19 protein-coding genes are annotated in these 19,957 nt (G+C 53.8%); 9 read left to right on the forward strand and 10 right to left on the reverse strand.

The window, feature by feature from the left end; translation table 11 throughout:
• Positions 1 to 195: 195 nt before the first annotated feature.
• The gene (locus tag JUJ53_RS18280; protein ID WP_204153475.1) at positions 196 to 678 is read right to left on the reverse strand and encodes a glutathione peroxidase; all 483 of its coding nucleotides are present in this window, start codon (positions 676 to 678) and stop codon (positions 196 to 198) included.
• A gap of 506 nt (positions 679 to 1,184) precedes the next feature.
• On the opposite strand from JUJ53_RS18280, the gene JUJ53_RS18285 reads away from it, so the two are divergent.
• The 3 genes from JUJ53_RS18285 (at position 1,185) to bchB (ending at position 4,030) form a co-directional block, all read left to right on the forward strand.
• On the forward strand, positions 1,185 to 1,463 hold the full coding sequence (locus JUJ53_RS18285; protein ID WP_204153476.1) for an HU family DNA-binding protein: 279 nt from the start codon (positions 1,185 to 1,187) through the stop codon (positions 1,461 to 1,463).
• Positions 1,464 to 1,737: 274 nt separating this feature from the next.
• Complete coding sequence (locus JUJ53_RS18290; protein ID WP_343327988.1) at positions 1,738 to 2,199, forward strand: protein tyrosine phosphatase family protein; 462 nt, start codon at positions 1,738 to 1,740, stop codon at positions 2,197 to 2,199.
• 304 nt (positions 2,200 to 2,503) lie between these two features.
• The gene (gene bchB / locus JUJ53_RS18295; RefSeq protein WP_204153477.1) at positions 2,504 to 4,030 is read left to right on the forward strand and encodes a ferredoxin:protochlorophyllide reductase (ATP-dependent) subunit B; all 1,527 of its coding nucleotides are present in this window, start codon (positions 2,504 to 2,506) and stop codon (positions 4,028 to 4,030) included.
• 67 nt (positions 4,031 to 4,097) lie between these two features.
• Here bchB and JUJ53_RS18300 read toward each other — a convergent pair whose 3' ends face one another.
• Positions 4,098 to 6,899: an EAL domain-containing protein gene (locus JUJ53_RS18300; RefSeq protein ID WP_204153478.1), complete on the reverse strand. Its 2,802-nt coding sequence runs from the start codon at positions 6,897 to 6,899 to the stop codon at positions 4,098 to 4,100.
• Between the two features lie 972 nt (positions 6,900 to 7,871).
• Between JUJ53_RS18300 and JUJ53_RS18305 the strand changes: the two genes are divergently transcribed.
• Both JUJ53_RS18305 and JUJ53_RS18310 read left to right on the forward strand, forming a co-directional pair.
• Positions 7,872 to 8,495, forward strand: a complete 624-nt coding sequence (locus tag JUJ53_RS18305; RefSeq protein ID WP_204153479.1) for a (2Fe-2S) ferredoxin domain-containing protein — start codon at positions 7,872 to 7,874, stop codon at positions 8,493 to 8,495.
• A 75-nt stretch (positions 8,496 to 8,570) separates the two neighbouring features.
• Positions 8,571 to 9,005 carry a ferritin-like domain-containing protein gene (locus JUJ53_RS18310; RefSeq protein ID WP_204153480.1) on the forward strand — a complete coding sequence of 145 codons (435 nt, stop codon included), beginning with the start codon at positions 8,571 to 8,573 and terminating at the stop codon, positions 9,003 to 9,005.
• Positions 9,006 to 9,342: 337 nt separating this feature from the next.
• Here JUJ53_RS18310 and JUJ53_RS18315 read toward each other — a convergent pair whose 3' ends face one another.
• The 3 genes from JUJ53_RS18315 to JUJ53_RS18325 all read right to left on the reverse strand — a co-directional run bounded on the left by JUJ53_RS18315 (position 9,343) and on the right by JUJ53_RS18325 (position 11,139).
• Entirely contained in the window at positions 9,343 to 10,230 is an 888-nt protein-coding gene (locus tag JUJ53_RS18315) for a hypothetical protein (protein WP_204153481.1), read from the reverse strand.
• Between the two features lie 51 nt (positions 10,231 to 10,281).
• On the reverse strand, positions 10,282 to 10,794 hold the full coding sequence (locus tag JUJ53_RS18320) for a hypothetical protein (RefSeq protein WP_239125189.1): 513 nt from the start codon (positions 10,792 to 10,794) through the stop codon (positions 10,282 to 10,284).
• Positions 10,795 to 10,947: 153 nt separating this feature from the next.
• Positions 10,948 to 11,139 (reverse strand): hypothetical protein, encoded by a 192-nt coding sequence (locus JUJ53_RS18325; RefSeq protein WP_204153482.1) that lies wholly within the window; start codon positions 11,137 to 11,139, stop codon positions 10,948 to 10,950.
• 56 nt (positions 11,140 to 11,195) lie between these two features.
• Between JUJ53_RS18325 and JUJ53_RS18330 the strand changes: the two genes are divergently transcribed.
• Positions 11,196 to 11,960, forward strand: a complete 765-nt coding sequence (locus tag JUJ53_RS18330) for a hypothetical protein (protein ID WP_204153483.1) — start codon at positions 11,196 to 11,198, stop codon at positions 11,958 to 11,960.
• 9 nt (positions 11,961 to 11,969) lie between these two features.
• Here the strand turns inward: JUJ53_RS18330 and JUJ53_RS18335 are convergent, their stop codons facing one another.
• A complete protein-coding gene (locus JUJ53_RS18335; RefSeq protein ID WP_204153484.1) occupies positions 11,970 to 13,970 on the reverse strand; it encodes a M48 family metallopeptidase in 2,001 nt (666 codons plus the stop codon).
• 145 nt (positions 13,971 to 14,115) lie between these two features.
• Between JUJ53_RS18335 and JUJ53_RS18340 the strand changes: the two genes are divergently transcribed.
• Positions 14,116 to 14,628 (forward strand): TM2 domain-containing protein, encoded by a 513-nt coding sequence (locus tag JUJ53_RS18340; RefSeq protein ID WP_239125190.1) that lies wholly within the window; start codon positions 14,116 to 14,118, stop codon positions 14,626 to 14,628.
• A 76-nt stretch (positions 14,629 to 14,704) separates the two neighbouring features.
• Here the strand turns inward: JUJ53_RS18340 and JUJ53_RS18345 are convergent, their stop codons facing one another.
• The 4 genes from JUJ53_RS18345 to JUJ53_RS25200 form a co-directional block, all read right to left on the reverse strand.
• Complete coding sequence (locus JUJ53_RS18345) at positions 14,705 to 15,352, reverse strand: response regulator transcription factor (RefSeq protein WP_204153485.1); 648 nt, start codon at positions 15,350 to 15,352, stop codon at positions 14,705 to 14,707.
• 490 nt (positions 15,353 to 15,842) lie between these two features.
• A complete protein-coding gene (locus JUJ53_RS18350) occupies positions 15,843 to 16,358 on the reverse strand; it encodes a ferredoxin (protein ID WP_343327989.1) in 516 nt (171 codons plus the stop codon).
• A 69-nt stretch (positions 16,359 to 16,427) separates the two neighbouring features.
• Positions 16,428 to 17,231 (reverse strand): adenosylcobinamide-GDP ribazoletransferase, encoded by an 804-nt coding sequence (cobS, locus tag JUJ53_RS18355; protein ID WP_204153486.1) that lies wholly within the window; start codon positions 17,229 to 17,231, stop codon positions 16,428 to 16,430.
• Between the two features lie 303 nt (positions 17,232 to 17,534).
• Positions 17,535 to 17,669: a hypothetical protein gene (locus JUJ53_RS25200; protein ID WP_275415801.1), complete on the reverse strand. Its 135-nt coding sequence runs from the start codon at positions 17,667 to 17,669 to the stop codon at positions 17,535 to 17,537.
• Between the two features lie 232 nt (positions 17,670 to 17,901).
• On the opposite strand from JUJ53_RS25200, the gene JUJ53_RS18360 reads away from it, so the two are divergent.
• Both JUJ53_RS18360 and tgt read left to right on the forward strand, forming a co-directional pair.
• The gene (locus JUJ53_RS18360; RefSeq protein WP_204153487.1) at positions 17,902 to 18,363 is read left to right on the forward strand and encodes a hypothetical protein; all 462 of its coding nucleotides are present in this window, start codon (positions 17,902 to 17,904) and stop codon (positions 18,361 to 18,363) included.
• Between the two features lie 157 nt (positions 18,364 to 18,520).
• The gene (gene tgt / locus JUJ53_RS18365) at positions 18,521 to 19,633 is read left to right on the forward strand and encodes a tRNA guanosine(34) transglycosylase Tgt (protein WP_204153488.1); all 1,113 of its coding nucleotides are present in this window, start codon (positions 18,521 to 18,523) and stop codon (positions 19,631 to 19,633) included.
• Positions 19,634 to 19,957: the final 324 nt, after the last annotated feature.

Here is a 19,957-nt window from a genome sequence, read left to right on the forward strand (position 1 = left end):
GCGATCGCTCCTCACCACTACGATGACCACCGAAGAGCATTACAGAACGAAATGGACTGATTGAAGGAGAGCCAGAAAGGTTCAGGTGATTTCAAAGCCCCTCTACCGACCTGGGAGAGGGGTTTGGGGTGAGGGTCTTCGAGGGTTGTCCGTCTACCAGTGGAATGGCACAGGGATGAACCCAGCCTGCGGCTCCTAGGCTGCCAGTTCCTGCTCAATAGCTCGCACCAGTTGCGGGTTGTCGGGGGTGACGCTGCTGCGGTAGCGACTGACCACGTCGCCCTGCTTGTTCACCAAAAATTTCTCAAAATTCCAGCCCACCTCGCCCACCGGCTCCACCTGCGTCAGCCGAGCGTAGAGGGGATGCTGCTGTGGGCCCTTGGCGTGAACCTTATCAAACAGGTCAAAGCTGACGCCGTAGCTGGTGCTGCAAAAGGTTTTAATTTGCTCATTGCTGCCCGGCTCCTGAGCGCCATAGTCATTACAGGGAAAACCCAACACCCGTAGACCTTGCGGCCCATAGGTTTGGTGAAGCTTTTCTAAGCCGCCATACTGGGACGTATAGCCACAGTAGGACGCCACATTGACAATTAACAGCACCTGCCCCTGGTACTCACCGAGGGACTTGTCCTGCCCGTCCATTGTTTTCACGCTGATATCGCTGATTGTCTGAGCCATGGCGATCGCCTCGTTTTCCCTAACGTTGACTAACACTTTGTTGACAAACACTTGATGGGAACACCGCGATCGCCATCGCCCTGATCACCCTTGACCACCGAGGGAGCGATCGACCATCGAGACATCCCATGCAAATCTTCCCATTTTCCGAGTCAGTTGGATGAGTCAACCGTCTGGTACTGCGAGGGATCTGCCCTGGACTATCTGCTGATTCCTTAACACTCTGCAACAAAAATGGAACAAATGTCCTATCTTTGGCGCAGATTGGCGGCTAATTGACCCCAAAATGGCGAAAAAAACCCCTGATCTACATAAATTAAAGGTTTTGCCGTTCCATAACTTTGAAGTAACCCTTAGAATGGGTCAGTAAAATTTCGAGTCTGTGGGAGTTTCAGCCGTTTTACCAGCGAGACTGAAACTTCATGGTCTTACGACGGTCTTACGACGACTCGAAATACCAATCACGGCGTTGAACACGTGTTGAGATAGATCTAAGGAGATTTCATATGAACAAAGGTGAACTCGTGGATGCAGTCGCTGAAAAGGCGAATGTGACCAAGAAACAAGCTGATGCAGTGCTAACCGCAGCCATTGAATCGATCATGGATGCCGTCTCTGCTGGACAAAAAGTGACCCTCGTGGGCTTTGGCTCATTTGAACCGCGCGAACGCAAAGCTCGCGAAGGTCGGAATCCTAAGACAGGTGAAGCTATGGAGATTCCGGCAACCACCGTTCCGGCTTTCTCTGCAGGCAAGCTGTTCAAGGAAAAAGTAGCGCCTAAGTAAGCGCGCGATCGCTACGGTCTACAAGTCGGGGAGAAGCGATCGCCTGCTTGACGTCTTCTCCCTGACTGCTAGCTTGGCTCTAGCTAGATGCACCATGTCAGACTCTGAATATCAACATCTGAATGTCAACCATGAAGGTTAGAGGTAGGCAGCGGATCAGCCCCAGTTAGGCGATCGCCGCCCACCTCGCCAGACGATCTGTAGCGCCAAGAGCGCCAAGATCGACCAAGAAGGGGTAGGTTAGGCTACCCCTAACTTTTTTAAGGACAAGGGTGTGCCCCAAGATTTGCAGCAAATCTATCAATTTTTGGCGATTTCAGAGGCGATCGCCACGGCTGGCCAGCCCACGGCTGAGCAGTTGACGGCTATTCAGCAAGCCGGCTATCAGGTGGTGATCAACCTAGCGCTGCCCACCTCGGATGGGGCCTTGCCCGATGAAGCAGGGCTGGTGCGCCAGTTGGGCATGGAGTATATCGCCATTCCCGTGGCATGGGAACAGCCGACCCCAGAGGACTGCGATCGCTTTTTTGCCGCCCTCGACCAACATCACGACCAGCGCATCTTCGTCCACTGCGCCGCCAATATGCGCGTGTCAGCCTTCATGTATCTCTACCGTCGGCTCCGCCAAGCCACCGATGAAGCGATCGCCCAGGCCGATTTACAGCGCATCTGGCAACCCAATGCCACCTGGCAAGCCTTGATCGATGGATATCTGCAGAAAGCTGAGCCTAGCTGAAGGTAGCGCCACCGATTGGGAGTATCCACACCATCCTGACAGGTGCGCCATTGCCCTGATTCGGAGCTTGAAACGATATGAGTGATGAAGACGGCAGTAATTGGGGAGAGCGATCGCCCTACCGATCGTGTCCAGCGATCTGATCTTGCCCGCGATCTGTTACTAAATTTTGCGTCATCCAACGATACATTACTAATCCCACACCTAGCTCAGCTCTCTCTGAGACAATCTAAAACAGGATTCAACGCATCAGCCTCGTTAGCCTCGATGGTTGCGTTGACGACCCCATAGGAGATCTCGCGATATGAAATTGGCTTACTGGATGTATGCTGGGCCCGCCCACATTGGCACCCTGCGGGTTGCGACGTCCTTCAAAAACGTCCATGCCATCATGCACGCACCCATCGGCGATGACTATTTCAACGTCATGCGATCCATGCTGGAACGGGAGCGCAACTTCACCCCCGTGACCACCAGTGTGGTCGATCGCCATGTGTTGGCCCGAGGGTCTCAGGAAAAAGTAGTCGATAATATCACCCGCAAGGATCAGGAAGAACAGCCCGACCTGATTGTGCTGACCCCCACCTGCACCTCCAGCATCCTGCAAGAAGATCTGCAAAACTTTGTGGATCGGGCCCAGATGGAGTCCAAGGGTGATGTCATGCTGGCGGATGTCAACCACTATCGCGTCAACGAACTGCAGGCAGGCGATCGCACCCTGCAGCAAATCGTCCAGTTTTACACCGAGAAGGCCCGCAAGCGCGACGAACTGCCTACGGATAAAACTGCCAATCCCTCCGTCAATATCATTGGCACCTCCACCCTCGGCTTCCATAACCAGCACGACTGCACCGAACTGAAGCGGCTGATGGCGGATCTGGGCATTGAAGTCAACACCGTAATTCCTGATGGTGCCTCGGTGCATCAGCTCAAGAATCTGTCCCGCGCTTGGTTTAACCTCGTGCCCTATCGCGAACTAGGCACCATGACGGCCGACTACCTGAAGCAGGAGTTTGCCATGCCGGTGGTCGATATTGTGCCCATGGGCGTGGTGGAAACAGCCCGCTGCATTCGCGCCATCCAGCGCATCTTAAACGACCAAGGTGCTGGGGTTGACTACGAAGATTTTATTAACCACCAAACCCTCAACGTTTCTCAAGCCGCTTGGTTCTCCCGCTCCATCGATTGCCAAAACCTGACGGGTAAAAAGGCCGTGGTATTTGGCGATAATACCCACGCGGCGGCCATGACCAAGATTTTGGCGCGGGAAATGGGCATCCATGTGGTGATGGCAGGCACCTACTGTAAATATGATGAAGACTGGTTCCGGGAGCAGGTGAGCGACTACTGCGATGAAGTCTTGGTGAGCGATGACCATGCCGCCATTGGGGATGCGATCGCCCGCATTGAACCCTCCGCCATCTTCGGCACCCAAATGGAACGGCACGTGGGTAAGCGCTTGAATATTCCCTGTGGTGTGATTGCCGCGCCTATCCATATCCAAAACTTCCCCATTGGCTACAAGCCGTTTGTGGGCTATGAAGGCACCAACCAAATCGCCGACTTGGTCTACAACTCCTTCACCCTCGGCATGGAAGACCATCTGCTGGAAATCTTCGGCGGCCACGACACCAAGGACGTGATCACCAAGGGCATGACCGCCGATACCGATCTGGGCTGGAGCAAGGATGGCTTGACAGAACTCAACCGTATTCCTGGCTTTGTGCGCGGTAAGGTAAAACGCAATACGGAGAAATTTGCCCGCGATCGCAATATCTCCGAAATTACCGCCGAGGTGCTCTATGCCGCTAAGGAAGCGATCGGCGCTTAGGGGTTAACGACCCAGATCCCCGACTTCTCCCAGATCCCCGACTTCTTAGTCGGGGATCTATAGTCCATCAAAGGGGTGTAGGCCAAGGCCATTCTCCAAGGGCGATCGCTTCTTCTGCCTGGTAGGGAGGAATGGGGCGCGAGATTAAATAGCCCTGGGCGGCTTCGCATCCCAGGGCCTGGAGTTGTTGGAGTTGTGCTTGGGTTTCCACCCCTTCCGCCACCATATCCATGCCGAGGCTGCGAGCCAGAAGGCGAATCATGCGAATGAGTTCTAGGCTTTTGGGATCCTGTTCCAAACTGATCACAAAAGAGCGATCGATCTTGAGGGTATCGAAGGGGAAGGTGCGCAAATAGCTTAGGGATGAGTAGCCGGTGCCAAAATCATCAATACATAGACGAATGTGGCGCGCTTTCAACTGCTCTAGCACCGCGCTCACCTGGGCTGCATTTTCCATCACCGCCGTTTCCGTCACCTCCAGCTTGAGGCCAGTGGGCGACAGGCCCGTCTCCTGCAGCACCTGATCGACAATATCGAGGAAATTAGGCTGCATCAGTTGCGCCACCGATACGTTCACCGAGATGGCCAAGCGAGGATGCTCAGGGAATTGTTGATGCCAATTATGGAGCTGGGTGCAGGCCTGCCGCAGCACCCAGGTTCCCAAGGGCACAATGAAGCCCGTTTCTTCGGCGAGGGGAATGAAGTCTACCGGCGAGATCCAGGCTTGATGATGCCGCCAGCGCAGCAATGCTTCAAAGCCAATGAGCTGTCTGGTTTCTACCTGGATAATCGGCTGGTAGTAGAGCTGAAAGTCTTGGCGATCGAGGGCGCGGTGCATTTCGCTGTCTAACCGGAGGCGATCGAGGGCTTGGGTACGCATCTCTAGGTCGAAGGCAGCATAGCCCGTGGAGCTTCTCAGCCGAGCATGGTGCATAGCAATGTCGGCCGCTTGCAGCAAGGCCTCTGAGTCGTCGTCACCTTCTTGGCGCAAGACGAAGCCCAGGGTAATTTGCATAAATACCGTGTGGGTTCCCAAGCTAAAAGGTTGGCTAAAGTCGCGCTGTAGGTCTTCCGCAAATTGGATAGCTTCTGGCAGGGAGGCGATCGCTTCATGGAGGATAGCAAATTCATCGGTGCCCACTCGGGACAGCATTCCCTGGGCGGGTAGGCTCGTCTGCAAGCGAGTGGCGATCGCCATCAGCAACTGCTCGGACAACTGGTGCCCCAGGCTATATTTCAGCACCTTAAAGCGCACGAGATCGAGGTGGAAAATGGCAAACGACTGGGGCTGGCTGGCCGTACTCTCGTCTAATAAAGCCTGGATACGCTGCTGCAGCAAACGCCGCTGGGGAAGCTGGGTCAAGGCATCATAAAAAGCCGAATAGCGAAGCTGCTCCTCGGCCTGAATCCGCGCCGTCACATCCTGCACCATCGACAAGGTGCCCATCACCTCCCCATTGCCTTGTCGCAGAGGCGTATGGTGCCATTCACAGAAAATGGTGCGGCCGTCCTTGGTGCAGTTTTCTTGCAGCATTGGCGTAGAGGTTTCTCCATCCAAACCCGATAGGGGTGCAGGCAGGCGGCGATCGCCCGCCATTCTCAACACCCCATCAGGAACCTTGCCCAACATATCAGCCTTAGAATAGCCAAAAACAGCGATCGCGGCTGGATTCCAATCCACAACTTGGCCCTGGCGATCGCAGATGATGCAAGCAATGGGGCTGCGGTCAAACTGAAGCTGGAGACGCTGCTGTAACTGCTGCGTGTGCTCAAACAACTGAGCATTAATTAAGGCCATCGCACAGCGTTCCGCCGTGATTTCTAATAAATGAATCTCCGACTCCGTCGAAGCATGGGATTGATGCCATTCCACCTGAAGAACGCCCACAAACTGCTGATGCCGCTTGAGGGGCACCCCCAACACATGGCGGGTTTGGGGCAGATTGCCAGAATCGGTGCTAAAGCGAGGATCTTGCCGCAGATCTTGAATATCCAGCAGTTGCTCCGTCGCCCGAATGATGCGAGCAATTTCTCGATTAATCAAAAAGCTGCTGTACTGATCGGTTCTGGCACCGCCCATGTGGGCCGCGAGCACTAGATCGTCATCCTGGACAAGAAAAATCAGCCCCAGGTCAGCCGCCATCACCGTCACTAAGCGATCGAGGAGAACATGCAGCAGAGCATCTATCTCCAAGGTGCTAACGGCATTGGCTGTCACCAGGTTGAGCGCTTCTAGCTCCCGATTTCTCCGTTGCAATTCCTGCAGCAGCGCCTCTCGCTCTTGCTTCATCCGCTGCCGTTCGGTGATATCCCGCGCAATGCCAATCAGCCCCTCCACCTCACCGCCAACGTTACAAAGGGGATACTTGGTGGTGAGATAGGTCAGAGTCTGCCCTTGCATCGTCACCGTTTCTTCAAGCTGCTGCGGCATTTTGGCACCGAGCACCGCCCGATCCGTAGCTTGCAGTTGGATAAAGTCTTCGGCAGACACATAGTCTCGGTCATCGGTGCCGATGATCTCCGCAGCCGATTTCCCCAAACGCTGGGCACCGCTCGTATTGATCAACCCATAGCGGCCCTGGATATCTTTGACAAAGATGGCGTCTGTGGTTCCCTCAATGATGCTGCTGAGCAAGGCATAGCTCTCCCGCAGCGATCGCTCTCCTCGACGGATCAAAAGATAGAGGAGCACGCTGGTCACCAGGGTAAATAGCCATCCCTTGAGAATACTCACCCGCACCAACAGCTCCGGCGTTGCCCCCAACGACAGCAGAACGCGATCGGACAGCAAGATCCATAAGCTGCTCCAGAAAGCATAGGCAAACGGGACAGTCATAGACAGGCGTTTTTTGAGATCAGGCGATTGCATAGTCCCCTATCATCGGCGTTTACCTAGTATGACGTTATGGCTTCCAAGACCGCTTCAAAGCAGTCTCAACGGCAGCACTCAGCAATCCTAACCCTCTCAGACTCTAGTTCCAGTGTGACGAGGAAAATTCACAAAAACAAGGCATTCCTCAGGGATCAAGGTTGGAAAGATCACGAAGAACCCAAGGTGTATTCCCTAATTCCCGCCATCATCTTGTCTATACCGTAGGGGCGAGATCTATGCCGTGATTCCCGTCATCATCCTGTCCATATTGTGGGTTCACCAGCGATCATGATGCGGCATTGCTGAATGAAAGTATGACATCGGACTGTGAGCAAGATGCTCACCCTACCAGTGAGACCCATCTAAAGTTATGTATTGGAAAAACCTGAAAATTATCTTTTAGCAAAACTTGCAAGCATTTCCTAATGCATTTTTTTTAGCTGTGTTGCACCACTACCTTGATGGTGAATGAAGGGTGAGCGAGACACTCACGGTTCGTTAACGCCCATCATCTTGCGATTCAGCAACGCCCATTAAGCTTCCTTGTTCAGCCTGGAGGTAGTCGTCATCACCCAGGAGGTGAGGGTCTGAGACCCTAACGTCATCAACGTTCGGGCTTTGCTTTCGTTAGGTTGCCCATCAGCCCATAGCCAGCAGCCTGGGCAACCATGAATCTTGTTAAAGAAAGTCTGCTTAATCTAATGCAATTAGATCTCAACAAGCTACAATGAAAAAAATTGTTGCTTCAAAGACTGATTCCCAGGTTGTCCTAGGTGGCACCTAGCTAAACAGCCGAAGCCCGGCACGTTTATGAAAAGTTTTCTACCCCGAGAGTCTCGCCAAAAGGCCGCACCGCCTTGGCTCTATCTATAGATTAAATTCCCTGTAACAACGACCCTGTCAAGTCTTGAGCAATTGAGAACTTATTTCACCTGATGTCAACCCTCACCTAAAACTCTGGATCAAACTATGGTAGTTTCCTGCGATCGCATCCCTCAAACCTTTGCCTACACCGGCACCGTCCTCGCCCTAGACTACAAAGACAATGGCACCATCAAGGGGCTGCGGCTCAGCCATCCCCTGGGCGGCCTTCCCGTCAAGCTTGATAAAACCCTACGCACCCAGTTGCCGGCCGGCTTGTCGCCCGGTGCCATGGTGCAGGTGTCGGGCTACCAAAAGCCTGGAAAGTATGGCATGAGCAAGTTCACGGCCGATCGGCTCATTCTGCAGGCTCAGGGCAATACAGAGTCATCCATGCCGGCCCCTCCCGCCCCTAGAAGCACCAGCAAGGGCGATCGCTCCCCCACCCAAGCCACCATCTTGGTCTGCGGCAAGTCGGGATGTCGTAAACGTGGTAGTGCCAAGCTATGTAGTGCGATAGAATCAGCCATGGGCGATCGCTCTACCCCTAGCCATGTCTGCGTGAAAGAAGTGGGCTGTATGAAACAATGCAAGGCTGGTCCGCACCTTGTCTTTATGCCCGACAAAGCACGATATAGCCAAGTCAAACCTCAAGATGTGCCGCGTCTCCTCGCCCAGCACATCGTGCGATCCGCCAACGATTCGGTATCAGATGTCCAACGAGCGATGTAAGTCGCTTTCGATCCGGGCGGTCATCCGACCTGCCCCTCGCCCATTCTTTATTGATTGACCCAGCATAGCGTTTGCATGAAAGATCTTAATACCGACCAAACCACCACCCTGCTCAATACCATCATGGAATTTGAACTCGCTGGCGTGGTGCGCTATACCCACTATTCCCTCATGGTCACCGGCCCAAACCGCATCCCCATCGTGGACTTTTTTAAGGCCCAAGCTGCCGAGTCTCTGCTCCATGCCCAACAGGTAGGTGAAATTTTAACGGGATTGGAAGGCCATCCCAGTTTGAAAATTGCCCCGATGGAGGAAACGTTTCAGCATACCGTCCACGACATTCTCCAGGAAAGCCTCAACCACGAACAAAAAGCCCTGTTGCTCTATAAGGAGCTTTTAACCGTGGTGGAAGATGCCAGCATTTATCTGGAAGAGTTTGCCCGCACCATGATTGGTCAAGAAGAATTACACAACATCGAAATTAAAAAGATGCTGCGTGATTTTAGCTAGGCTCGTCTAAGTCGCACATATCCTCTCGCAAGCAAAAACGCGATCGCCCCCATCAGGAGCGATCGCGTTTTTAGCTATAGATCCAATCAACCCTACCTTCAAGACGTCGGGTCACCTGAGTGCCATGACGTTATGAGTAGAAAACCCTAGGTAGGATGCGTTGCGCTATCGTTAACGCACCAGGCCGAGACAGTGCGTTACGGCTTCGCCTCACGGCACTACAACTCTTTGTACGACTCTTTGTAGGAGCGATCGCGTTTTGTTAGACAGTCGTTCTGTATTCGATCGAATGTATCTACTCGAATGTATCCGATCGAACCTGCCTTCGAGATATCGGTTAGATTTCCGCCACAGCCCGTTCAATCAAACGGCGGGCTAAGGTTTGAATCCCCGTATGCTCGTAGTATTTGGAATACATATCTAAAAATGCGCCGATGTAGTCAAACTTGTCTTTCGACACATCCACAAACTTACTTAAGTTGTCAACCACCGCATCCGGCGTTAGGTTTTTCGAAGACACAAACTTCTCCATCCAGCCCTTTGTTGATTCCACACTTTCAGTGACGAAGTGAAGCTGACCCTTAGGGCTATCCCCTGGAATCATCGATCCTACAGCCTTAAAAGTGGAATTTTGGGTAAGGTCTGACGGCTGCATAGACTTGAGAGTTTGCAGTCCCTTAGCAGCAAAGCTTGGGCCAAGGGGCACCAAACCATCAAAACAAACTAAGGCTGCCATCCGCATCAGCGATTCGCCGCCATAGTCTGCCAAGGCTTTCAGAAAGTCGCCAATGCTGTCTCCAGGAATGCCGTTAATTTGGCAAAATGCCACCAGTTCCACCACCAGCTTGACGCAAAGGTCGAGGGTCTGGGCTTTTTCTGGCTTGGGCGTTAGATTTTTCAACACCCCGAGGAATGAAATATCTTGCCCAATTTTGTTGACCAAGGCGGCTGTACCTAGGGCTCCGGAGGCTGAGTCCACCGTTTGGTAGAGCCATAGGGCCCGCTGATAGCCCTGGGACTTGTCGTTATATAGAGCGATCGCTCGTTCAGCAATCTGTTTCACCAGCGCCGGATCGGTTTCTCGGGTCACGGTGCGAATGGTATGGTCAAAACCAACTAAGTTATCCCACTGTTTAGGAATCACAAAATCCAGCGCCCGTAACGACATAACGGTAACGCCACGGGTGGGCAACTGGTCTACCAGTTCATAAATTGGCTTACTCACATTGATCTCCTGAGAGTTCCAGAAAGGGATACGATCGAACAAGGTGTCCCGCTACTCTAAGCGCGCTAATCCAGATAGGTCAAACTGTTCTAGCCACGCCACCCGATCGCTCCGGGCAAAGGAATCATCCCGCGACTGTACCTTAACCTGAAAGCGATCGCTCACCAAAATTGCCGTTTGCTGGGAGCCAATATCCACCGCTGGATAACCAGCAATTTGCTCCGTACTATCCGCAAACTTCTGGGCAGAGGCAGGATTGCTCGTCGTATCGTTAATGGACAGCATGGCGACCGTCGTGCCTCCTTGGTTGAGCTTATATTCAGCAAAACCTTGCTTCTCTTGGGCTGGCACCACCTCTAAGCCATTGGCGGAGGCAGGAAAGAAACGGTTGAAATTACTGCCCGCTAAAGCATCCTCAGAAACAGCCTCCGGGGCATTGCGCCCGGTGGTTTCCTGCTGAATCGATTCGTAGGGCGAGGGGGGCTGAGTACTGCAGGCCGTAGTCAACAGCACCATACTCAGCAAAAGCGACGCCAACACGGTGCGCCATCGCATTGCAGCCATAGACATGCTCCTAATTGCAAAAATGTAGCGTGAGGGCAGCCGGAACAGGTGCGATCGCCCTCTCGTCAAACATACTAAGATGAAACTTTTAATTAAGTCATGAGTCTACGTCTAAGCACCCATGACACCTCTTCCGTCTAAGTCTAGCGGATTTTAGTCCAGCCGAGGCCGTTGGGAGCGATCGCCCTGAGTCAAACCGGCTCTGTCCCATAGCCAACGTTCAGAAGGGAGGCAACAGGCTAGAATGGTCGGACAGGTCTCACCAAAGCTGTTCTGAGCGATCGCCATGGGTTGGGTGCATAATATCCCCTGAGAATTGATGATTTCACCCGGATAATCGGGCATTCTTGGGGTAGGAACCTATTGAATACATCCTATTTAAACCTCAGTGCATAACCACCATGTCAGTCTCCTTCGTCTTGGTCAGCACCAGCCTGGCACAAACACCTGAAGCAACCCCATCTGGGTTGCTGCAAAGTTCAACCCCTTGGATGATTTCATCGGGATTGCTGTTGGTGCTGCTGGTTGCAGGGGGCGTAGTCGGCAAACGAAAACTTGACAAGATTGCCAAGCAAAAGCGGTTTGAAGAGTTTAAGAATCGTGAACTTCAGAAAAAACTGCGGCTCGCCCTCCAAACCATCAGCAAAATGGAGCGCAACCCAGATTTGATTCACTCGCGGGAATTTAACCTCGACTATCTGCGGATGCGGATGGAAGAAGAGCAGTTCAAATTCGCCATTGTCAATCAGATCAAGATCAAGGTGAAGGAAAAGATTTCTGTGGCCCTGCGTCCGACTCAAAGCGATCGCGGCGGCATTGTCGGTATTGCCAGCGGTGGACGGTTGGTAGACGAAATTTTTGACGTGGAATATAACCTCCACAACTCTCCTAAGAAAGTCACGCGGGTCTTGTTCCGCATTCAAATTAAGCTGACCAAGTTACCGACCCAGCCCACCTCGGAAACCATTCGCCAGATTATTGACTGCCTAGCTAAGTTCATGAGTCCGGGGGGAGAAGCAGACAACTGGCAGCCAGTAATTCAAAGCAAAATTGCCACCCTCCACTGGGATCAAAAAGCGAAACCGACTCCCCTGTTGGTGCTAGAACAACTCCACGACGGAGCCAACGTCACCTATCGCACCACCCGCATGGCCACGGGACGATAGGGATCCTAGTCATATCCGAGGCTTTTTAGGAGTAGATACAAACTCCGGCGAGGTTTCCAGCAGGGCCGCCACCCGCGCCTGCATCTGTAGATGACGTTCGACTCCTTCGTAGCGATAGGGGTTATAGCCGTTGGTCTGGATTTGATCGGTCATCCTATCAATCCGCTCGGAGGTATCTGGGTGGGTGGATAGCCAAACGGGGGCAACGGGGCGATCGCTTTGTTCTTGTTGCAGGGTCACCATCAGGTTTTGCAACCCATCGGCGGCATAATCCGAACTTGCCAAAAGGCGCGTGCCCAACTCATCGGCCTGGCGTTCCATATCCCGGCTGTAGCTGAACACCAGTAAATTGGTACCCAGCCCGCCGTAGGGCACCACCTGCAGAAGATTGGCCGTCAGGTTGCCCTGGGTCACCAGTTGAAACCCATGGGACAACACGGCATGGGCCAGTTCATGGGCAATCAGGCCTGCCAATTCGGCTTCCGACTCGCTTTGCAAAATGGCTCCAGCGTTGATAAAAATTTTGCCCCCCGGCAAGGCAAAGGCATTCAAGGTCTCGTCTCTGACCACGTAAAACTCATAGTCAAACTCATCTCGTCCAGCCAGTTCTGCTAATCCATGGCCAATCTCATTGACGTAGGCCACAACCTCCTCGTCTTCAACCATATCTAAACGGTTCAGGGCACGGTTGGCGATCGCTTCTCCCACCGCTGACTCGCCCCGCAGCATCAACATCGTCGTTTCAAGAGCCGAAAATGGCCCAAATAAGCCCCCAGTCAAGGCATAGCCAATCGCCCCGGTAAACACATTGGCGATCGCATTGGCCCGCAGTCGATTGCGCAGTCGCGACTGAAACCGTCCCAGATAGTCATCCGCCAAGATGCCCATCTCCTCCGCCGTTTCCGCATCGGGGTTGAACAAGGAAAATTGGCGGGCAGCTAACGAGGCTTCCAACCATTGTTCATCGGCCACCAAAGCTGCTACCCGCGCCTGGGCCAGCTCGGCATCATGGGGATATAGATTCACCGCTCGCTCTAGAACCAAAACGGCATCGGCGTGGCGATCGTAGGCGCTGAGCATCTCCGCATAGAGCAAATGGCCGGGAATGAACGCGGGCTCGGTTTCTGTCAGCAGCTCCAGCGGCACCAAAATGCGGGTTTCTAAATTGCTGGTCTGGCCCTCCAGAGCCTCCCGCCAGTAGACCCCCGCCGCCGGAGACAGTTGGGCCGGATCGCGATAGGGTAAGGGGCGATCGCGATCTTCTGCCCTGGTGAACCCCTGCCCCTTAGCTTGGCGATACAGCACCTCGGCTTCTTCCCGCCGTCCTTGCTGGAAGAGGCGATCGGCATGGATCAAAAGCTGCTGGCGGGACGTGGGAGAGTCCTCATCCGCTGCCTCTGGCTTGGCGGAAGTAGTCGGTGTTCTAGGCTTATCGGCCTCCTCAGGATTTTCTAGGCTTAGATCGGCGTCATCTGGCGTTACATGTTCTCCCTCTGGCGTCGCCTCGACCTCAATCAACGACGCAGGATCATCAACTGGTGGGGCAGCTACTGGTGATGTACTGGCCTCAACCGGCGGCACATCACTGGAACTTGGGGACATATCTAGCGGCTCAAGCGCTTCCGAATCAGGCGCTTGGGCATGACGATCGAGGGTCTGGATCGTCTCATCCGTTTCCATCGTCACAGGAGACAGATGCAGCGCCTGGCTGTCTCCAGGCCAGGCCCCATCGCCATAGACTAAGAGCGATCGCTCCTCCTTCCGCTCCAGGTAGGACAGATGACGAACCGGCTGATGCTCCAGCCCGTGAGCAGAGTCTGAAGCTATGGTGGGAGATAGGTTCTCCCGCGTCTTGTCAGGCTCAGAGGTCGGTTGGGCGATCGCTGCCAAAGACCATAACGTTCCCCCCGTTACCAAGCTACCCACCATCACCATCCGTAGCCAAAGAGCAGACCTAGACAGGGAAGCGATCGCGTTAGGAATCCGGGATGCTAAGAGTGATGTATTCATTAAGATGGCCCTAAATGACGCTCGTTAGAATAGACTCAGCGCAGGCGATCGCCATTCATCTATTGCCGTTCGCTTGCTCCTCTGTTCGTACTCGTACCCGTTAGATTTCAACGTCGAAATCTCATAACGTGATGTTCCACCTTGAATGGCACAATTTTCGATCATGAGCAGCATGAACAACAAAACCGTCGCCTACATTCTCTGGGCAGTCTGGCCCCTAACTGGGCTGGCGGGTCTCCATCGCTTTTATAACAAACGCTATGTGTCTGGCTTTGTTTGGTTGATCACGTTCGGGCTCTTTGGAATTGGGCAAATCATCGACCTCTTCTACATTCCCGACATGGTCGAAGCCCATAATGCTGACATCCGAGCGAAGCTAGGCATGTCTCCCTACGGAGTGCCGCTCAACGGTTCTAACACGCCCGCCCAAGTCATGCCCCCCGCACGCCCCCGCACGGCTGACCAATTGATGGTTGAGCTAGCTAAAGCAGCCCATAACCACAATGGCCGACTATCGGTCACCCAAGCCGTCATTGCCACCGGCTGCACCTTTGACGAAGCTGAAAAAACCCTGCGCACCATGTTTAAGTCCGGCTATGTCGGGCTAGCCAATGATCCCGACTCCGGCGCGGTGGTCTACGAATTTGTAGAGCTGTAACAACGGGAGTCTCTACCCTAGCGAAAACGCCCCTCAACCCAGGCTGAGAGGCGTTTAAGACCACGTTGGTATCGCGTTAGGCCATGCTGTTCTCAATCGCCCAGCGGGCCAGCTCGGTACGGTTATGCAAACCAGTTTTGCCTAGCATATTGCTCACATGGCTTTCAATGGTGCGCTGACTCACGCTCAGCCCTTCGGCAATTTCCCGGTTAGCCATACCCCGAGCGACATACTGCACCACCTTTAATTCCGTTGGCGTCAGCTCCACATCAAAAGGCACGTGAATCTTAGGCCCATCATCTGGGCCGCGATCCTTACGCTTGGTTAGGCGCTCGCCATGCTTGAGCGATGCTTCCACTTGAGCCACAAGCTCTTCCGGCTCAAAAGGCTTCACCATATAGACATCTGCGCCAGTATTCAAACCTTTCACGCGATCTTGACTCTGGCCCTTAGCAGATAGGAATAAGACCGGAATCCAACTGGTGCGCGGGTCTTTGCGAACGTGCTCCACTAGGGAATACCCGTCCATTTCCGGCATCATAACATCACAAATAATCAGATCAGGAATATCGTCTTCCAAAACCTCTAGGGCTTCACGACCATTCTCCGCAGTAATGACTTCATAACCGCGAAATTCTAAGTAATCTTTGACTAACAGGATAAGATTTGGGTCATCATCAATAAGCAAAAGCCGCTTCTGTTCCCCTGCGCTTCTTTCCGTCATGCTTTACCACCGCTATGCCTAGGTCTACGTTAACTAAATCAGGCTTTTTAAGCCAAATAATGAGATGAAAAGGTGAATTCTCTACAAACTCTCAAGATTAGCTGATAGATCACAGCCTGGGTTGTGATTTAGCCAAATCACAGAAGTTTGTAGATCTAAATCAAGATTGCCATTCAATGCATCAAGATCACCCAGATCTCTAATGAATGGGAGAGCACATCGACGTCAGTTCTGCATAGAATGCCCCTGAACTGATAAGAGCTTGCATAGACATGCTATGAAACATTGGTAGAACTGCCGATGCAATGACCGACGTCTCATGATACAGTATAGCGCCACTTATCTTTCAAATATTAACGCCTGCCCTAGAGGTCATGGGAGCATTTTTGCGTTTCTTGACCTGCAGTTTACAATGTATGGCGGCATAGTGCCCAGTTTAGTCTTCCAAGACGTTTAGAAATGCGCACTACACTACACGAGCCCTCCAAGATCAGGCACTCCCATCGCAGACATCCGCCTCATGGGTCGCGGTGAGCAAGGATTCTGCCGATGTCTGATCATCATCAGCATCGTGATCGTTAGCATCATGATCGTTAGCACCATGATGCTGAGCCGGGCTGGGCAAGGGGTGGTGTAAGAACATGTACTCATCCACCGGTTGGTTATGGATCAGATGCTCTTGAATGATCCGCTCAATCACCTCAGGAGTAGCGCTGTGATACCAGGTGCCATCGGGGTAAACGACCAGAATAGGCCCCTGTTGGCAGACACGCAGGCAGTTGGCCTTGGTGCGAAACACAGAAATGGGTGAACCAGCGATCGCTGAATCTAACTTGAGTTCAGCCAATCGGGCTTTCAGGTAGTTCCAAGACTCTAAGCTAGCAGCCAGGTCGCAGCATTTTGGCTTAGAGGCTTCTGCGCAAATCAGCACATGGCGCTGCACCGTGGGAATGCCTAGGCGCTGGGCGCAAATTTCAAGGGACGACGGTGATGGATTCGAGGACATGGCAGGGTTACACCAGGGCGAACTTGAACATGGGTCAACAAGACCAGTAACTAGCCTTCTTTACAGGGGTCACGATGGATAACCCGCTGCAAACACGAGCAAGATCAGCGTCTCTGTCCATTCTACGACTGCTCCGTAGCTGTCGCCGGTATGGCCACCCAGTTGGCGACCAAAGCCATAGGCCACCAGGGGAGCGATCGCCCCTCCCGTGAGCGCTAGCAGGGCTAGGGGCCAGGCAGAGCCACCCGTCCCCAGGGGTAAAGCACAAACGCCCACCATTAGCAGCAGACCTGGCAGAAGATCCCAACCGGAGCGCAGGGCTGCTTGATGGAGAGCGCCTTTGCCGGTGGCTTTCAGGTAGGGATAGTAGGCGATCGCCACCTGTTGTCCCCAGCGCCCCCACCCTGCCGCCGCCGTCAGGGCCAAGAGATGACCCTGGGCTAGACTGGCCAAGGCCGTAGTCTTGAGCAGCAAGATGGCGATCGCCACCATGACCGCAAAGGCTCCCGACGCACTATCGGCCATCACGGACAAACGGCGATCGGGAGCGACGGCTAAGCCATCAGCAGTGTCCATGGCTCCATCCAGATGTAGCCCGCCGGTGATCCACAGCCAGACGCAAACCACCAGGCTACTGCGGAGTAGATCCGGCAGCCAGATCGCCAGCAGGCTATCCCCTAGACCTAGCCCCACCCCCAGCAGGACACCCACCACCGGGGCCCAACAGGACACCCGGTCAAACGCCAGGGTTGTGCCCGGTGTTAACGGTAGCTGGGTATAAAACAGCAGAGCGGCCAGCAGTTGCCGGGGAAACGAGGCGATCGCCGCTGGGATCGCCTTCCATGCCCCCCCGTTGAGAGGATCAAACGCCATATATCGTGTTTTTCGCGGATCGGGATGAGGGCAAGCCGTAATACGGAGTAGACAACCATCATACCCAGTTCTTCTAATCATGACGGTCTGTCGCCGTTTTAGGGCACAGAGGTTGGGGTTGTCTCGACGGTTGACGTTAGCTAAACGGTTGACTTCAGCCAAACAGCGGAGGGCTAATCGTTCCGATGGACTTAATAATGGAAAGGATAGACGTCAGCCCTATCAGGCTTACCATTCCATTTAGGTGCAGAGATGGGCAATAGCACCTAAATTTTGGTTGAAACTCGTTGCCCAGAAAAGAATTCAGTGGCTTTTGACCATGCCAGAGCGCGAATGGTGAGATAAGATCGAGGCATCCAACGTCCAAGCGATCGCATCCATGCGGAGCCGTCCCTGCCCAAGCTTGTCCACACCTTTAAAGGTGTGACGCGATCGCATCCTGGGAGTTCCAACACTAGTCGTCCGTTCATAACGATTGATAGTCTACCCACTGTGATGGCAGTTCTGAGCAATGCCTAGGCACAATCTCAGAAACCACAACGGGGCGATTTACCATTCCAAGGTTCTCCTGTCATAGCCCCTAATTTCCTGGACTTTGTCATCAGCACCCCCTGATTTCGCCCTGCTGCCCCTGCCCTGCTACGCCTCATTTACATCAAGGCTTCCTCCTATGACGCACGATTCCCATTCCTCCAGCCATACCAAGTTGCCGGCCCCTTGTATTGTTGACACGGGCATCATTGTGAACAAGCGAGACATGCTCCGCCTCCTCGCCGATCTCGGTCGGGTTCACTATGTCTATCAACAGGGTGGCGACGTCATTAGCGAAGGAGAAGGGTATGTGGTCGATGTGTTCTCAGATATGGGGCAATCGACATTAGTGGCTAACCACACTCTCTACTTGAACGTTCAAAGTTTTGACTATCTTGAGCTGCAGCGATCGCCTCAAAACAGCGCTGTGTTCAACCTAATACAAGATGATTGGCATTTGCGTCTCTTGCCGTTGTCCAATCCACTCCAAGAACAAACCACCCGCAACCTCAATGCCGCCGCGTTAGAGGCCGTGGTGGCTGAAGTTCTGTCCGCAGGATGGGACATGCGCATGGATGATGAAGACAACTTTTCTCTCTAGCCAAGATCACCATCTCTGCCAAGATCTGAGCAGATCCATGCCGCCGGGCATCCGTTATCAACATCTAGGGGAGCGATCGCTCCTGCGAATTGCCAGGACACCGTGAACCGGGCATACTGATAGAACTCTTAAGCGCGGCAAGGATTGCAGAGCCACCGTGGGATTTTCGTTTGAATGTCAAGGACAGTGCAGCACCACCCATGCTCGGGCAGGCGTGTTTCATACACCCCATGGTGTCGTTGAAACCCCACGGTTTATGCCCGTGGGCACGTTAGCCAATGTCAAAACCGTGACGCCAGCCCAGCTCAAGGCGACCGGAGCCCAGATGGTGCTGGCCAATACCTACCATCTGCATCTCCAGCCCGGCGAGGAGATTGTGGAAGAAGCCGGCGGACTCCATCAGTTCATGCAGTGGCATGGGCCCATGCTGACCGACTCGGGTGGCTTTCAGGTTTTCAGCCTCAGCGACATGCGGGTGATTGAGGAAGAAGGGGTGACCTTCCGATCGCCTCGGGATGGCCGGATGATTCACCTCACCCCGGAGCGCTCGATCCAGATCCAGAATGCGTTGGGGGCAGATGTGATCATGGCGTTTGATGAATGCCCGCCCTACCCCGCCACCTACGAAGCCGTGGCCGCCGCCACCGATCGCACCTACCGCTGGCTGAAGCGCTGCATCACCGCACACCAACGCCCCGACCAAGCCTTGTTTGGCATTGTCCAAGGCGGCGTCTACCTCGATCTACGCCAGCAGGCCGCCCGGGACTTGGTGGAGCTCGATCTGCCCGGCTATGCCATCGGCGGCGTCAGCGTGGGCGAACCAGCAGAATTTATTGAGCCGATTGTCAAGGCAACCGCGCCTCTGCTGCCCTTGAACAAGCCACGCTACCTGATGGGTGTGGGCAGCTATCGAGAAATGGCCCAGGCGATCGCTGCTGGCGTAGACTTGTTTGACTGCGTGATTCCCACCCGATTAGGTCGCCATGGTAATGCGCTGGTCAAGGGCGAGCGCTGGAATTTGAAAAACGCTGGATTTCGCCGCGACCATCAGCCCATCGATGCCGACTGCCCCTGCTATACCTGCCAAAACTTTACCCGCGCCTATGTCTGCCACCTGCTGCGATCGCAGGAAGCCCTAGCTTATACACTCATCTCTATCCACAACATTACAGAACTGATCCGCTTCACCCAGCGCATCCGCGAGTCTATTCTCAGCGATCGCTTCACCACAGACTTTGCCCATTGGCTACAGCCCAGGGGCGATCGCTGACCATCCACGAAAGCGGTCTAGGTGTTGAAGCGCCATAGCTCTAGGCCCCGAGTGCCATCATTGGCCACGAAGTAGAGGACATCATCAATCCCAATCAAGCTATATTCCCTGGGTTAGTGCTCTTGACATCCTCTCCACCCAATCGCTAGGCGATATGGGTGGAGATTCCTTGGATCGCCCCAAAGAGTTCCTGCTTCACAGCCAGCCAGCTAGACTGAGTGACCCCCGCCCCCGCCGCATCGACTCCACAGGCATTTTCTATTCCCCGTTGCCCACGGGTACGAATGACTTGAGCTGCCGCCACATCACGGGGTTTGATTGACC

The organism is Leptolyngbya sp. CCY15150 (assembly GCF_016888135.1).
Lineage (GTDB): Bacteria > Cyanobacteriota > Cyanobacteriia > RECH01 > RECH01 > RECH01.

Coding starts and splice junctions, on each gene's coding strand:
- JUJ53_RS18285 (WP_204153476.1), top strand. CDS start 1,185: ATGAACAAAGGTGAACTCGTGGATGCAGTCGCTGAAAAGGCGAATGTG.
- JUJ53_RS18340 (WP_239125190.1), top strand. CDS start 14,116: ATGGCACAATTTTCGATCATGAGCAGCATGAACAACAAAACCGTCGCC.
- JUJ53_RS18325 (WP_204153482.1), bottom strand. CDS start 11,139: ATGCCCGATTATCCGGGTGAAATCATCAATTCTCAGGGGATATTATGC.
- JUJ53_RS18305 (WP_204153479.1), top strand. CDS start 7,872: ATGGTAGTTTCCTGCGATCGCATCCCTCAAACCTTTGCCTACACCGGC.
- bchB (WP_204153477.1), top strand. CDS start 2,504: ATGAAATTGGCTTACTGGATGTATGCTGGGCCCGCCCACATTGGCACC.
- cobS (WP_204153486.1), bottom strand. CDS start 17,231: ATGGCGTTTGATCCTCTCAACGGGGGGGCATGGAAGGCGATCCCAGCG.
- JUJ53_RS18330 (WP_204153483.1), top strand. CDS start 11,196: ATGTCAGTCTCCTTCGTCTTGGTCAGCACCAGCCTGGCACAAACACCT.
- JUJ53_RS18310 (WP_204153480.1), top strand. CDS start 8,571: ATGAAAGATCTTAATACCGACCAAACCACCACCCTGCTCAATACCATC.
- JUJ53_RS18280 (WP_204153475.1), bottom strand. CDS start 678: ATGGCTCAGACAATCAGCGATATCAGCGTGAAAACAATGGACGGGCAG.
- JUJ53_RS18350 (WP_343327989.1), bottom strand. CDS start 16,358: ATGTCCTCGAATCCATCACCGTCGTCCCTTGAAATTTGCGCCCAGCGC.
- JUJ53_RS18345 (WP_204153485.1), bottom strand. CDS start 15,352: ATGACGGAAAGAAGCGCAGGGGAACAGAAGCGGCTTTTGCTTATTGAT.
- JUJ53_RS18360 (WP_204153487.1), top strand. CDS start 17,902: ATGACGCACGATTCCCATTCCTCCAGCCATACCAAGTTGCCGGCCCCT.
- JUJ53_RS18320 (WP_239125189.1), bottom strand. CDS start 10,794: ATGGCTGCAATGCGATGGCGCACCGTGTTGGCGTCGCTTTTGCTGAGT.
- JUJ53_RS18300 (WP_204153478.1), bottom strand. CDS start 6,899: ATGCAATCGCCTGATCTCAAAAAACGCCTGTCTATGACTGTCCCGTTT.
- JUJ53_RS25200 (WP_275415801.1), bottom strand. CDS start 17,669: ATGCGATCGCGTCACACCTTTAAAGGTGTGGACAAGCTTGGGCAGGGA.
- JUJ53_RS18335 (WP_204153484.1), bottom strand. CDS start 13,970: ATGAATACATCACTCTTAGCATCCCGGATTCCTAACGCGATCGCTTCC.